The 14,531-nt window shown below is 70.9% G+C and carries 11 protein-coding genes; 2 read left to right on the top strand and 9 right to left on the bottom strand.

Going from position 1 to position 14,531, the window contains the following annotated elements; genetic code table 11:
- The first annotated feature begins 81 nt into the window (after positions 1 to 81).
- A complete protein-coding gene (locus OG266_RS28630; protein ID WP_266461946.1) occupies positions 82 to 657 on the top strand; it encodes a TetR/AcrR family transcriptional regulator in 576 nt (191 codons plus the stop codon).
- Position 658: 1 nt separating this feature from the next.
- Here the strand turns inward: OG266_RS28630 and OG266_RS28625 are convergent, their stop codons facing one another.
- From OG266_RS28625 to OG266_RS28615, 3 genes are all read right to left on the bottom strand, one after another.
- On the bottom strand, positions 659 to 2,251 hold the full coding sequence (locus OG266_RS28625; protein WP_371549043.1) for a von Willebrand factor type A domain-containing protein: 1,593 nt from the start codon (positions 2,249 to 2,251) through the stop codon (positions 659 to 661).
- 153 nt (positions 2,252 to 2,404) lie between these two features.
- Positions 2,405 to 3,268 carry an ABC transporter permease gene (locus OG266_RS28620; RefSeq protein ID WP_266827658.1) on the bottom strand — a complete coding sequence of 288 codons (864 nt, stop codon included), beginning with the start codon at positions 3,266 to 3,268 and terminating at the stop codon, positions 2,405 to 2,407.
- Positions 3,265 to 5,922: an alpha/beta fold hydrolase gene (locus OG266_RS28615; protein WP_371549042.1), complete on the bottom strand. Its 2,658-nt coding sequence runs from the start codon at positions 5,920 to 5,922 to the stop codon at positions 3,265 to 3,267. The genes OG266_RS28620 and OG266_RS28615 overlap by 4 nt, the downstream gene beginning before the upstream one ends.
- A gap of 116 nt (positions 5,923 to 6,038) precedes the next feature.
- On the opposite strand from OG266_RS28615, the gene OG266_RS28610 reads away from it, so the two are divergent.
- Positions 6,039 to 6,449, top strand: a complete 411-nt coding sequence (locus OG266_RS28610) for a GNAT family N-acetyltransferase (RefSeq protein WP_371549040.1) — start codon at positions 6,039 to 6,041, stop codon at positions 6,447 to 6,449.
- 22 nt (positions 6,450 to 6,471) lie between these two features.
- On the opposite strand, the gene OG266_RS28605 is transcribed toward OG266_RS28610, so the two are convergent.
- The 6 genes from OG266_RS28605 to iolC form a co-directional block, all read right to left on the bottom strand.
- On the bottom strand, positions 6,472 to 7,881 hold the full coding sequence (locus OG266_RS28605; protein WP_266461932.1) for an APC family permease: 1,410 nt from the start codon (positions 7,879 to 7,881) through the stop codon (positions 6,472 to 6,474).
- A 305-nt stretch (positions 7,882 to 8,186) separates the two neighbouring features.
- Positions 8,187 to 9,689, bottom strand: coding sequence for a CoA-acylating methylmalonate-semialdehyde dehydrogenase (mmsA, locus tag OG266_RS28600; RefSeq protein ID WP_266461930.1), 1,503 nt, complete (start codon positions 9,687 to 9,689; stop codon positions 8,187 to 8,189).
- A gap of 14 nt (positions 9,690 to 9,703) precedes the next feature.
- Positions 9,704 to 11,626 (bottom strand): 3D-(3,5/4)-trihydroxycyclohexane-1,2-dione acylhydrolase (decyclizing), encoded by a 1,923-nt coding sequence (iolD, locus tag OG266_RS28595; protein ID WP_371549036.1) that lies wholly within the window; start codon positions 11,624 to 11,626, stop codon positions 9,704 to 9,706.
- Between the two features lie 8 nt (positions 11,627 to 11,634).
- Positions 11,635 to 12,468: a 5-deoxy-glucuronate isomerase gene (gene iolB, locus OG266_RS28590; protein WP_371552994.1), complete on the bottom strand. Its 834-nt coding sequence runs from the start codon at positions 12,466 to 12,468 to the stop codon at positions 11,635 to 11,637.
- 31 nt (positions 12,469 to 12,499) lie between these two features.
- Entirely contained in the window at positions 12,500 to 13,486 is a 987-nt protein-coding gene (locus OG266_RS28585) for a deoxyribose-phosphate aldolase (protein WP_371549035.1), read from the bottom strand.
- Complete coding sequence (gene iolC, locus OG266_RS28580; protein WP_266461922.1) at positions 13,483 to 14,451, bottom strand: 5-dehydro-2-deoxygluconokinase; 969 nt, start codon at positions 14,449 to 14,451, stop codon at positions 13,483 to 13,485. Before iolC ends, OG266_RS28585 begins: the two co-directional genes overlap by 4 nt.
- Between the last annotated feature and the right edge of the window lie 80 nt (positions 14,452 to 14,531).

The raw sequence follows: 14,531 nt of genomic DNA, 5'->3' as shown, positions 1-14,531 counted from the left end.
ATGCAGATAGTCGAGGAACCGCAACTCAGGCGTACCATCTACGTCCACTGGGGGTCTGGAGCCGACTGAGTGGAGGAGCCCATGGGCAGAGCACTGCGGGCCGATGCCGAGCGCAGTGTGCGCGCGATTCTGGAGGCGGCAGAGCGGGTGCTCGCCGCCGATCCGGGCGCGTCCATGGAGCAGATCGCCGAGGCGGCCGGGGTGGCCAGGACGACGGTCCACCGGCGCTTCGCCAGCCGGCAGGCGCTGATCGACGCGCTCGCCGAGTCAGCCGTACGGCAGCTCACCCAGGCCATCGAGGACGCGCGGCCCGACACCACACCGTCGCTGGTCGCACTGCATCGCGTCACCGCCAACGTGCTGCGGATCAAGGGGGCTTGGAGCTATGCCCTGGGGCAGCCGGCCGACGAGGGCGGCGCCGCGGCGGCGGGCTGGGACCAGTTGGGGGCACGCTGCCTCGAACTCCTGGCGCGGGCCAGGGACGAGGGGCTGCTCGACCCGGCCGTGGACCTGGAGTGGGTCCGCCGCGTCTACTACGCCCTGATCGGCGAGGCCCTGCACGGCGACGACCGGCCGGACCCCGATCCCGACGTCCTGGCGGCGCTTGTCGTCGACACGCTGCTGCACGGCGCCGGGCGGCGGCCCGGCGCCGGCTGACTCAGCGTTCCGCGCGGGTGGCCGCCTCGATGGCGTCGGCGAGTTCTCGTACCGCCTTGTCCTCCGTGCTGTTGGCCAACTCGTCGGCGCGGGACTCGAGTTCGTTCAGCGGCAGGCTGCCGGGGAGCCGGGGCCAGCGGTCGTCTCCCTGGCGGAGGGCGTCGGCGAAGTACGCCGCCACGGCGGTGACCTGGAAGCGGTCGGAGGAGTTCCACAGGCTGCGTTCGAGGGCCGTGGCCTCCACCTGGCCCGATTCCTCGTGCGGGGTACGGGTGTCGGGGTCCTGCCAGCGGACGCTCGCGGTGGCGAGGTGGCCGGAGGCGCCGGGCTTGGTGCGGACCGCGTAGAGGGCGGTCACCGTGTGGCCGGGGCCGATCTCGCCGCCGTCGACCTGGTCGTTGCGGAAGTCCTCGTCGGCGACCTGGCGGTTGTCGTAGCCGATGAGCCGGAACTGCTCGACCGTCTGAGGGTCGAAGGCGACCTGTGCCTTGGCGTCGCGGGCGGTGAGGTCGATGTTCTGCGGGAGTTCCTCGCAGAAGACCTTGCGGGCACCCTCGGTGTCCGAGACGTACGTGGTGTGGCCGTCGCCCTTGTCGGCGAGGCGCTCCATCAGGGCGTCGCCGTAGTCGCTGCCGACGCCGACTCCGAAGAGCGTGATGCCGTGCTCGCGACGATTGTCCTCGATGCGCTCCAGGATCGTGTCGGCGTCGGTGTCGCCGGTGTTGGCGAGGGCGTCGGAGACGAGGACGACTCGGTTGGTGGCGCCCTTGCGGAGGCCTTCGGTGGCCGTGGCGTAGCCGGTTTCGACGCCGGCGCCGAGGTTGGTGGAGGACTGGGGTTCCAGGCTGTCGATCGCGTAGTGGACGCGGCCCCGGTTGTCGCCGAGCCGGGTCATGGGGAGGACGGTCTCGGCCTCGTCGCTGAAGGTGACCAGGGCGACCGAGTCGTCGTCGCGGAGCCGGTCGGTCATCACGCCGAGGGAGTCCTTGGCCAGGTCGAGGCGGCCCGGTTCGGCCATGGAGCCGGAGACGTCGAGGACGAACGTGAGGGCGGCGGGCGGGCGTTCACCGTCCTCCTCGTCGGCGCGGGTGGCGAGGCCGACGCGGACCAGGGACCAGTCCTCGTCCTCGGTGCGGGCGCCGTCGATGGTGACCGAGAAGCCGTTGCCGTCGGGGCGTTCGTAGTCCTGGCGGAAGCTGTTGACGAACTCCTCGGGGCGGACCGTCGAGGGGTCGGGCATCCTGCCGTCCGCCAGGGTGCGCTTGGCGTAGCCGTACGAGGCGGTGTCGACGTCCAGGGCGAAGGTGGAGAGGTAGTCGGGGGACGGGGCGAACTCACGGCCCTCGTCGTCCTGTTGCTCGCCGCTCTGCTCGCCGTTCTGCTCGCCCTGTGCGGAGCCCGACGGGTAGGCGGGGGCGGGCAGTGGGCCCGTGGCGTCGTTGCGGGACTTCGAGCCGTCCGGCGAGTCACTTTCGCCGTTCGATCCGCAGCCGGTGAGCAGCATGGCGCCCGCGGCTGTCAGGGCGAGCAGTGTGGCGCGGAGTCGACGGCCGCGTGTGGTGACCGCCGCCGTGCGTATGTGGTCCTTCCCCATCTGTGCCCCCTCGGTGAGCGGCCTGTGTTTGGGCCGACGTCTGTGACTGTGACGTCCGAGGGGGCCTGGATGTGCGCTACGGAGCGTTGCGGATGGATCTCGAAGCGGCCACGGTGGGCGTCCGTCGAGACCGGTAGGTGATCCTCCGGAGACCTACGACACGATGTCCTTGCGCCGGAAACCCCGGAAGGCCAGGGCAAACAGGACGAGCGCGTACGTTACCGAAATCGCGGCGCCCTGGATCATGCCCGACCACTCCATTTGCGGCTGGACGGCGTCCGCCCAGGCGAACTGCCAGTGCGCCGGCAGGAAGTCGCGCCAGTCGCCGAGGGCGGTGACGGCGTCCAGAACGTTCCCCACGATCGTCAGTCCGACCGCTCCGCCGACCGCGCCCAGGGGTGCGTCCGTCTTGGTCGAGAGCCAGAACGCGAGCCCCGCGGTGACCAGTTGGGAGACGAAGATGTACGCCACCACGACCAGCAGGCGCTGTGCCGCGGTGCCCGCGGAGAGCGCGCCGCCGGTGGGGATCTCCAGCGGGCCCCAGCCGTAGGCCGCGGTGCCGACCACCAGCGCGACGATCGGCAGCAGCACCATCGCGGCGAGGCTGAGGCCCAGCGCGACGGTGAGCTTGGACCAGAGCAGGCGGGCCCTGGGCACCGGGGCCGCCAGCAGGTATCTCAGCGAGGACCAGCTCGCCTCGGAGGCGATCGTGTCCCCGCAGAACAGGGCTACGGGGATCACCAGCAGGAAGCCGGCGGAGACGAACAGGTTCACCGCGGCGAAGTTCGCGCCCGACGCGGTGGCCGTGTCCATCAGCGTGATCTGGTTGCCCCGCCCGTCCGGAGTGCCTCCGATCGCGAACGCCGCGACCAGCACGAAGGGCAGCGCCGCGAGGATCGCACCCATGACGAGGGTGCGGCGCCGCTTCAGCTGCCGGAGCAGTTCCACCCGCAGCGGCAGCGTCCGCCGCGCGCGGTATCCGTCGGCCGTCTCGGCCCGCTCGACGAGGGTGCTCATGCGTTGCCCCCGATCAGGGTGAGGAAGGCGTCTTCGAGCCGGCGGTGGGGGCCCACCGATTCCACGGGTACTTCGAGCCGGACGAGCTCCACGACCAGGCGCTGCGCGCTTCCGTCGGGGTCGAGCCGGACCAGCAGCCCGCCCTCGGCGACGGCGGCCGAGGCCACGCCGGGCAGCGCACCGACCTTCTCGGCGATCGGCTCGTCCACGGGCGAACCCGTGCCGACGAGGAGGGTGTCACCGGAGCCGATGATCTCGGACACCGGGCCCGCCTGTATCAGCCGTCCGCGGTCCATGACCACCAGGTGGGTGCAGGACTGCTCGACCTCGGCCAGGAGGTGGCTGGAGACTATGACCGTGCGGCCCGCGGCGGCGTAGCGGATCATCACCTCGCGCATCTCACGGATCTGTGGCGGGTCGAGGCCGTTGGTGGGTTCGTCGAGGATCAGCAGGTCCGGGAGGCCGAGCATGGCCTGGGCGATGGCGAGGCGCTGGCGCATGCCCTGGGAGTAGGTGCGGACCGCGCGGGACAGCGCGTCGCCGAGGCCCGCGATCTCCAGGGCCTCCTCCAGGTGGGAGTCCTCGGTCGGACGGCCCGTGGCCCGCCAGTACAGCTCCAGGTTCTCGCGGCCCGAGAGGTGCGGCAGGAAGCCGGCGCCCTCGACGAACGCGCCGACCCGGGAGAGGACCGGCGCCCCCGGCTGGATCTCGTGGCCGAAGACGCGGATGTCGCCGCCGTCCGGCTTGATCAGGCCCATCAGCATGCGCAGGGTGGTCGTCTTGCCCGCGCCGTTCGGCCCGAGGAGGCCCAGGACCTGGCCCTTCTCCACGCGGAACGACAGCTCCCGGACCGCGTACCGGTCCGCCGACTTCGCGTACCGCTTGCTCAGGTCGGTGATCTGGAGCGGGACTTCGGCCATCTCGGGGTCGGGCGGGCCCGCGGTCGTACGGCGGCGGCCGGTCAGCAGCAGGGCCAGCGCGAGCAGTGCTCCGGCGAGCGGCAGCCACCACACCCAGGCGGGGAGCGGCGCGGCGGCCGTCGTCACGGCGGGTGCGGTGGGGACCTGCAGGTCGCCCTTCAGGGAGACGGTGTACGTCGCCGGGGTCACCGGTGACGCGTAGCCGAGGTCCGTCGAGGCCAGGACCAGGCTCAGCCGGTGGCCCTCCTGCACCTCGTAGTCGATGGCCGGAAGGGTGACGGTGACGTCCTTGCCCGCCTTCGCTCCCTCGACCCGCAGCGGAGTCACCAACTGCGACGGCAGTACCTGCTGCCCGCCGCCGGGGCCGACGTCGTACACCTTCGCGAAGAGGACGGCCTCGTCGGAGCTCGACTTGACGTGCACTGTCACCGTCGGGGATCCGGTGATCCGCAGGTCGCTGCCGAACGCCGAGGACTCGAACCGCGCGTACTGGCCCGGGAAGTCGAGCGACACCCCGACTCCGAGGGAGGAGAGCTGTGACAGGCCGCCCGCCCCACCGAGTCCGGGGAGGGCGGAGATGGCGGGCGGGGTCGCGCCCGCCGGGTTGTCGAAGCTCTGCTCGCGTCCGGCCAGGGCGACGGCGCGCTCGCCGTTCGCCAGGCCGGGGTACGTGTCGCCGCTCGCGCCCCGGAGCTGGGCGGCGCCGTCGGTGGAGTCGATGCCTCCGGTGCGGGTGACGCGGAACGCGGGGCCGGTGTCGACGCCTGCCTCGTCCTTCAGGTACCGGTCGAACCAGGAGCCGACCCGGGTCTGGACGCGGTCCGCTTCCAGGTCGCCGCCGTCGTGCCCGCCGGAGATCCAGTCGACGTCCACGGGTGCGCCGTTGGCGCGGATCTGCTTGGCCATCGCGTCGGCCTGGCCGAGCGGGAAGAGCGAGTCGGACTGGCCCTGCACGATGAGCGTGGGCACCTTGATGCGGTCGCCGACCGCGGAGGGGCTCCGCTCCTCGAGGAGCTTGGTGGCCGCCGCGTCCGGCTTTCCGGACTCCGCGACCCGGTTGTACATCTCGCACAGCTGCGCCTCGAACTTGTCGCAGCCGCCGCCGGAGTTGATGAAGATGCCGGCCCAGAGCTTCTTGAAGACGCCGTTGGGGAAGAGGGCGTCCGACAGGTTCCAGTAGGTGATCGCCGGGGCGATCGCGTCGACCCGCTGGTCGTACGCGGCGGCCTCCAGGGCGATCGCCCCGCCGTACGAGGCGCCGGTGACGCCCACGCGCGGGTCGCCGCTCTTGTCGAGCTGGACCTCGGGGCGCTTCGCCAGCCAGTCGATGAGCTTGGAGACGTCGGCGACCTCGCCCTCGGGGTCGTTCAGCCCGATCTTGCCGGTGGACTCGCCGAAACCGCGTGCCGACCAGGTCAGCACCGCGTATCCGTCACGCGCGAGCTGCTCCGCCTGCGCCTTCACGTCGTCCTTGCTGCCGCCGAAGCCGTGCGCGAGCAGTACTGCGGGGCGGCGGTCCGAGGTCGAGCCCGCGGTGAAGTACGAGGTGTCGATGTCCACCCCGTCGCCCATGTCCATGACGCGGTCGGCGCGGTGCACGGGCGGGGCGTCGTCGGAGGCGACAGCCGTCCACGTCCCGGCGCCGGCGAGCACCACAACAGCGGCCGCGGCGGCGATCCACCGTCGCGGCCTCCGCAGTGCGGGCCCCCGGAGTCGGGGCAGTCGAAGATCCATGCGTCAACGGTACGGCCCACCACGGACAACCGATGCCGCCACCGGTCTGAACCCCCGCCCCTCCCACGGGAGTACGGTCCCCTCCCGGCATACCGCGCCCGTGGTACGAACGGCCCATGGAAATCCGCCGCGCCACCACCGTGGCCGAACTGACAGCCGCCCAAGACCTCTTCGACCAGCCCGTACGCCCCGAGTGGGCCCAGCGCTTCCTGGCGGCACAGGGCCACCATCTCTTCCTCGCGTACGAGGACGAGGGCCCCGTCGGGTTCGTCAGCGGCGTCGAGACGCTCCACCCCGACAAGGGAAATGAGATGTTCCTCTACGAGCTGGCGGTCGCCGAGCCGTGCCGGAGGCGCGGTATCGCGCGGGCGCTGATCCGGACCCTCGCCGCTGTCGCCCGTGAGTGCGGCTGTTACGGGATGTGGGTGGGCGTCGACACGGGAAACGACGTCGCCCTTGCCGCGTACCGCAGTGCGGACGGCAAGGACGACGGGACGTGCACGGTGGTGACCTGGGACTTCACCTGAGGCCGACTGACCGGTTGACCGGTCAGGCCTGTGCGTCCTCCGGGATCGACACCAGCCAACGGGTCTCGCGGCGCGGCCGCAGGTAGAAGGCCCAGTACAAGGTGGCGACGGCCACGATGCCGCCGGTCCACAGGAGGTACTCGGTCTCCTGCTGGCTGAGGATGTACGCGAGGACCGCGATCAGCAGGACCGGCACGGCGGGCCACAGGGGCATGCGCCAGGCAGGTGTCTGGGTGTGCCGGCCGCGCCGGGCGAACAGTGCGGCGACCGCGACGAGCAGGTACATGCCGGTCACCGAGACGCCCGTGACGCCGTACAGGGTGTCCAGGTTGACGAAGCAGAGGGCCGCGCCGGGGACGCCCACCAGGAGTGTGGCGACCCACGGGGAGCCGAAGCGGCCGAGCTTGGACAGGACGCCGTTGACCGGCTCGGGCCAGGCCTTGTCGCGGGCCGAGGCGAACAGGACGCGGGAGTTCTGGATGACCATGACGATGCCGGCGTTGATGATCGCGAGGGCCACGCAGAGGCTGACGAAGGTGCCGACCGCGGAGTTCGACCAGGCGGTGACCATGGTGCTGATGTCGCCGCCGGTGAGGGCGGACAGGTCGGGGGCGCCCATGGTGATCGCGACGACCGGGACCAGGATGATCACCGTCGAGATGGCGAGGGTGGCCAGGACCGTACGGGCGACGTTGCGGCGCGGGTTCTCCAGTTCCTCGGAGAGGTAGACCGCGGTGGAGAAGCCCTGCGTGATGAAGAGGGCGATGGCGAGTCCGGAGACGACCAGCATGGCGGTCACGGTGTCCGTGTGGCCGCCGGAACCGGCCACCTCCATCGAGGTGAGGCTGGAGAGGCCGCGCTCGCTGTGGGAGAAGCCGAGGACCGCGACGACTGCGGCCGCGATGACTTCGAGGACCAGGAAGACGCCGGTGATCCAGGCGTTGGCCCGCAGGTCGAGGAGGCCCGCGAGGGTGGCGAGCAGCATCACGCCGGCGCCCGCCATCGAGGGGTTCAGGTGCACGATCGGCGCCAGGTAGTCGGCCGTGCCCATGGCGATCACCGGCGGCACGATCATGACGACCAGCAGGGAGAGGACGAAGACCAGCCAGCCCGCGAGGCGTCCGGCCATCGTCGAGACCATGGCGTACTCGCCGCCCGCGCTGGGGATGAGGGTGCCCAGCTCCGAGTAACAGAACGCCACGGCGATACAGAGCAGCGAGCCGATCGCGATGGTGAGCGCGGTCGCCGTACCGAGGGACGAGAACAGGTCGGGCACGACCACGAAGAGTGTGGAGGCCGGTGTCACGCAGGAGAGCGTCAGCAGGGTGCCGCCGACGATGCCGATGGAGCGCTTGAGCTTCTGAGGGCCGCCGGACGCCGTGGGGGCGGTGTCCGGGGCGGCGGTCTCGACAGGGCGGAGCGTGTCGGTCATGCGGCGGTTCCGATCGACTCGTGTCGTGCGTCAGGTGTTTCGGGCGGGAGCGTTATCGCCTCCGGCGGCTCGCGTTGTTCATCTCTTCGTCCGCTCCCGGCGTTGATGGAACCTTGACGGAAACCGTTGCGTCAATGGTTGTTCACCAACGGAATCCGCAGGCATACAGCCCTGCGAATACCCATCAGGGCACAACAGGTCATACAGAAGGGTTCTCTTCCTCCCTACGGGAACCGCAGCGCGAGGGAAGAAAAAAGTGAGGCCGTCCGCAATGCGGACGGCCTCACAAGCCCTGCCGGAGGGTCTCAGTGGTTGCGCGGGAACCCGAGGTCGACGCCGGTCGGGGCGTCGGCCGGGTCGGGCCAGCGGGTCGTGACGACCTTGCCCCGGGTGTAGAAGTGGGTGCCGTCGTTGCCGTAGATGTGGTGGTCGCCGAAGAGCGAGTCCTTCCAGCCACCGAAGGAGTGGTAGCCGACGGGGACCGGGATCGGCACGTTCACGCCGACCATGCCCGCCTCGATCTCCAGCTGGAAGCGGCGGGCTGCGCCGCCGTCCCGGGTGAAGATCGCGGTGCCGTTGCCGAACGGCGAGGCGTTGATGAGGGCCACGCCCTCCTCGTACGTCTCCACGCGCAGCACGCACAGCACCGGGCCGAAGATCTCGTCCTTGTACGCGTCCGAGGTGACCGGCACGCGGTCCAGGAGCGAGAGGCCGATCCAGTGGCCGTCCTCGAAACCGTCGACCGTGTGGCCGGTGCCGTCGAGGACGACCTCGGAGCCCTGCGCCGCCGCGCCGTGGACGTACGAGGCGACCTTGTCGCGGTGGGCGGCCGTGATCAGCGGGCCCATCTCGGAGGTCGGGTCGTTGCCGGGGCCGATCTTGATCTTCTCGGCGCGCTCGCGGATCTTCTCCACCAGCTCGTCGCCGATCGCGCCGACGGCGACGACCGCGGAGATGGCCATGCAGCGCTCGCCCGCCGAGCCGTAGGCCGCGGACACGGCCGCGTCGGCCGCCGCGTCCAGGTCGGCGTCCGGGAGGACCAGCATGTGGTTCTTGGCGCCGCCCAGGGCCTGGACTCGCTTGTGGTTCGCGGCCGCGGTGGTGTGGATGTAGCGGGCGATCGGGGTCGAGCCGACGAAGGAGACGGCCTTGACGTCCGGGTGCTCCAGGAGGCGGTCGACGGCCACCTTGTCACCGTGCACGACGTTGAAGACGCCGTCCGGCAGACCGGCTTCCGCCAGCAGCTCGGCGATCTTCATCGCGGCCGACGGGTCCTTCTCCGACGGCTTCAGCACGAAGGTGTTGCCGCACGCGACGGCGAGCGGGAACATCCACATCGGCACCATGGCCGGGAAGTTGAACGGCGTGATGCCCGCGACGACGCCCAGCGGCTGCCGGATCGACGACACGTCGACCCGCGAGGCCACCTCCGTCGACAGCTCGCCCTTCAGCTGCACGGTGATCCCGCAGGCCAGGTCGACGATCTCCAGGCCGCGCGCGACCTCGCCGAGCGCGTCCGAGTGGACCTTGCCGTGCTCGGCGGTGATCAGCTCGGCGATCGCGTCGCGGTTGGCATCGAGCAGCGCGCGGAACTTGAAGAGGATCGTGGTCCGCTTGGCCAGCGAAGACTGGCCCCAGGTCGCGTACGCGTCCTTCGCGGCGGCGACCGCGGCATCGACCTCCTCGACGGTCGCGAAGGCGACCTGCGTGGTCACGGCGCCGGTCGCCGGGTCGGTGACCGGCCCGTACGTACCCGACGCACCCTCGACGGTCTTGCCACCGATCCAGTGGTTGACAGTCTTCGTCATGGCCAAAAACTCCTTCACAGATGGCGGCGTCGGGCAGCGACGTGCCGGTCGTACTCCTCGCGCGCCTTGACCGCCGACGATCGGGTCGCGGTCTCGGCCACAGGTACATCCCACCAGGCTTGGGCCGGAGGCGCGCCCGACACTGTGTCTGCCGTTTCGGTCTCCACGTAGACACATGTGGGAGTGTCGGCGGCCCGCGCTTCCGTGAGGGCCGCGCGCAGGTCACGGACGGTCTTCGCGCGTAGGACGCGCATCCCCAGGCTGGCCGCGTTGGCGGCGAGATCCACCGGCAGCTTCGCCCCCGTGTACGTACCGTCCTCGGACCGGAAGCGGTACGCGGTGCCGTACCGCTCGCCGCCCACCGACTCCGAGAGGCCGCCGATGGAGGCGTACCCGTGGTTCTGCAGGATGAGGACCTTGATCGCGATGTTCTCCTGCACGGCCGTGACGATCTCCGTCGGCATCATCAGGTACGTGCCGTCGCCGACCAGCGCCCAGACGGGACGGTCCGGGGCCGCCATCCGCACCCCGATCGCGGCCGGGATCTCGTAGCCCATGCACGAGTAGCCGTACTCGACGTGGTACTGGTCCCGCGACCGCGCCCGCCACAGTTTGTGCAGGTCGCCGGGGAGCGAGCCGGCCGCGTTGATCAGGATGTCGTCCTCGGTGACCAGCTCGTCGAGGACGCCGAGGACCTGCGGCTGGGTGGGCCGGATGTCGATGTCCTCGGCCTCGAAGGCCGCGTCGACGCGGTACTCCCAGCGCTCCTTGTCGTCGCTGTACTCGGTGGCGTACGCGGGCTCGGTGCGGTGCTTGTGCAGCAGCAGCGCCTCCGTGAGGGCTTCCAGGCCCGCCCGCGCGTCGGCGATCAGCGGGATCCCGGACAGCTTGTGGCCGTCGTACGGCGCGATGTTGAGGTTCAGGAAACGGACGCCCTTGGCGGAGAAGAGGGTGCCGGAGGCGGTGGTGAAGTCGGTGTAGCGGGTGCCGACGCCGATCACCAGGTCGGCGGTACGGGCGAGTTCGTCAGCCGTCGCCGTGCCGGTGTGGCCGATACCGCCGACGTCCTGCGGGTGGTCGAAGCGCAGTGACCCCTTGCCGGCCTGCGTGGAGGCGACGGGAATGCGGGTGGCGGTGGCGAGTTCGGCGAGCGCCTCCTCGGCGCGGCTGTGGTGGACGCCGCCGCCCGCGACGATCAGGGGGCGGCGGGCCTCGCGGATCGCCCTTACGGCGGCGGTCAGTTCACCCTGGTCGGCCGCCGGGCGGCGCACCGTCCAGGTCCGCTCGGCGAAGAACTCCTCGGGCCAGTCGTACGCCTCCGCCTGCACGTCCTGCGGCAGCGCGAGCGTGACCGCGCCCGTCTCCACGGGGTCGGTGAGCACCCGCATCGCCTGGAGTGCGGCGGGGATCAGTGCCTCGGGGCGGGTGATCCGGTCGAAGTACCTCGACACCGGGCGCAGGCAGTCGTTGACCGACACATCGCCCGCGTACGGGACTTCGAGCTGCTGGAGGACCGGGTCGGCGGGGCGGGTCGCGAAGGTGTCACCGGGGAGGAGGAGGACCGGGAGGTGGTTGATCGTCGCGAGGGCGGCGCCGGTGACGAGGTTCGTGGCGCCGGGGCCGATGGACGTGGTGACGGCGTGCGTGGAGAGCCGGTTGGACTGGCGGGCGTAGCCGACCGCCGCGTGGACCATGGACTGTTCGTTACGGCCCTGGTGGTACGGCATCTCGTCCGCGTACTCGACGAGTGCCTGGCCGAGCCCGGCGACATTGCCGTGGCCGAAGATGCCCCAGGTGGCGCCGATCAACCGCTGCCGCTCGCCGTCCCGTTCGGTGTACTGGGCTGCCAGGAAACGCACCAGCGCCTGGGCGACCGTCAGCCTGGTCGTCGCGTCTGGCGTCTTCGACACCTTCGTCGCCTTTGGCACCTTTGCCATCGGATCGGTCATTGGTACCCCTCGGTGTGCTCTGGGTGGAAGCAGATCCGCCACTCCCGCTTCTCGCCCGGTCCGGCCATCACATTCAGGTAGTACATCGTGTGGCCGGGCTGGGCGATGGACGGGCCGTGCCATCCGTCGGGGACGAGGACGGCATCGCCGGTGCGGACCTCCGCGAGGACGTCGGATCCGCCCACGCGTGAAGGGAATACGCGCTGATAGCCGAAACCGTTCGGGCCGTCGATCTCGAAGTAGTAGATCTCTTCGAGCCGGCTCTCCTCCCCCGGCCGGTGCTCGTCGTGCTTGTGGGGCGGATACGAGGACCAGTTGCCGCCCGGGGTGATGACCTCGACGGCGATGAGTTGGTCGCACTCGAAGGCGTCGGCGGAGGCGAAATTGCGCACCTGGCGGGCGTAGTTGCCGCTGCCCCGGTCTTCGACGGGTACCTCCGGCGCGGGGCCGTAGCGGGCGGGGAGTAGGCGCTCGCACTTCGCTCCTGCCAGGGCGAAGCGGCCTCCCGCGCCGGAGGCGATCTGTGCCCGGGCGTCGCGGGGCACGTACGCGAAGTCCGTGACTCCGCTGAACACGCTGTCCCTGCCCAGGATTTGAAACTGTTCGTCCCCTGTGTTCACGGTGCAGCCGCCGCTCAGGGGCAGCACGATCCATTCGCTGTCACCGGTGGTGAAGATGTGCGTCCCGCCGGGGGCGAGTTCGACGACGCGCAGGCTGCTGTGGGTCCAGCCGGCCCGCTTTGGGTCGACGTCGAGGACGTACTGCGCGTTGGCGGTGCTGCCCTTCGGGACGTACAGGGCGTTGCTCGCCGTCCGGTCGGGGTCGGCCATCGGAACGCTCGTCCGGTCGCTCATCCGGCCCTCACAGCAGTCCGACGGCGGTGTCCACGGCCGCGGTCACATCGCCGTCCGCCGGGTAGAGCAGCGAGCGGCCGACCACCAGGCCCTGGACGGTGGGGAGTTGGAGCGCCCCGCGCCACTTCTCGTACGCGCCCTCCTGGTCCTCGCCGACATCGCCGCCGAGGAGTACGGCGGGCAGCGTGGACGTCTCCATGACGCGGGCCATGTCGTCGGGGTTCTCGGTGACGGGGACCTTCAGCCAGGTGTACGCCGAACTGCCGCCGAGGCCGCTCGCGATGGCGATGGACTTGGTGACCGCCTCGGCGCTGAGATCGTTGCGGAGGGTGCCGTCTTCGCGGCGACGGCAGAGGAACGGCTCGACGAACACCGGGAGTTGCCGCTGCGCCATCTCGTCGATGACACGGGCGGTGGACTCCAGGGTGCGCAGCGAGCCCGGGTCGTCGTAGTCGATGCGCAGCAGCAGTTTGCCCGCGTCGAAGCCGAGCCGTTCGATGTCCTGCGGGCGGTGCCCGGTGAACCGGTCGTCCAACTCGAAGGAGGCGCCCGCGAGTCCGCCGCGGTTCATCGAGCCGAGGACGACCTTGTGGTCGAGCGCGCCGAGCAGCAGCAGGTCGTCGAGGATGTCGGCGGTGGCGAGGACGCCGTCGACTCCGGGGCGGGAGAGGGCGGTGCAGAGCCGCTCCAGGAGGTCGGCGCGGTTCGCCATGGCGAACTTGCGGTCGCCGACCGCGAGGGCGCCGCGGGCCGGGTGGTCCGCTGCGACGATCATCAGCCGGCCGCCGTCGTCGACGAGGGGCCGGCGGGGCCTGCGGGCGGCGGCCTCGGCGATGGCTTCGGGGTGGTGGGTGCGGGTGCGGACGAGGTCCGCGACGTCCACTCGCCTGTACGGCGCCGGGTCGCCGCCTTCGTGCGCGGCCGTGCCGCCGCCTTCGTACGTCGCAGGGTCGCCGCCTTCGTGCCTCGCGCCCCCGACCTGACCCGCCCTCACAGCACCGCTCCCGCCGTGAGCGCGTCCTCGACCTCACGCGGGGTCGGCATCGCGGAGGAGCACTCGAGGCGGGACGCGACGATGGCGCCCGCTGCGTTGGCGTACCGCATGATCCGCTCCAGGTCCCAGTCGGCGAGCAGGCCGTGGCAGAGGGAGCCGCCGAAGGCGTCGCCGGCGCCGAGGCCGTTGAGGACGGTGACGGGGAGGGGTGGGACCTCGGCCGTCGTGCCGTCGCGGTGGACGGCGAGGACGCCCTTGGGGCCCTGTTTGACGACGGCGAGTTCCACGCCTGCGTCCAGCAGGGCGCGGGCGGCGGCGTGCGGTTCGCGCTCGCCGGTGGCGATTTCGACCTCGTCGATGTTGCCCACGGCGACGGTGGTGTGGCGGAGGGCCTCGGCGTAGAAGGCTCGGGCGGAGGCCTCCGGGTCCTTCCAGGCTGTGTCTTTCCAAAACATGGGGCGCCAGTCGAGGTCGAAGACCGTCGTACCGGACTTGGCGCGGTGGGCCAGCGCCGCGAGCGTCGCCGTGCGGCTGGGCTCCTCGCTCAGGCCGGTGCCGGTCATCCAGAGGATGCGGGCCTCGCGAAGAGCGTCGAGGTCGAGCTCGTGGGCGTCGATCTCCAGGTCGGGGGCCTTGGGCTGCCGGTAGAAGTACAGCGGGAAGTCGTCCGGCGGGAAGACCTCGCAGAAGGTGACCGGGGTGGGCAGGCCGGGGACCGGTGTGACCCAGCGGTCGTCGACGCCGAAGTCGCGCAGGGCCTCGTGGAGGTAGGTGCCGAAGGGGTCGTCGCCCGTACGTGTGATCACCGCCGTACGCCGCCCGAGCCGGGCCGCGGCCACCGCGACGTTCGTCGCCGAGCCGCCGAGGAACTTCCCGAAGGTCGTCACCTGCGCCAGCGGGACCCCCGTCTGCAACGGGTAGAGGTCCACGCCGATCCGCCCCATGGTGATCAGGTCGTACGCCATCGAGTTCCCTTCGCTTCGGCTGCACCTAGGTCTAGCCGTGTCCGTGGAGCCCTGTCAATGTTTTGTCCAGACATTCGGAC

It is taken from the genome of Streptomyces sp. NBC_00554 (assembly GCF_041431135.1).
Classification (GTDB): Bacteria; Actinomycetota; Actinomycetes; order Streptomycetales; family Streptomycetaceae; genus Streptomyces.
The sequence above is the reverse complement of the archived record's forward strand: the minus strand, read 5'-3'. Positions and strand labels throughout refer to the sequence as shown.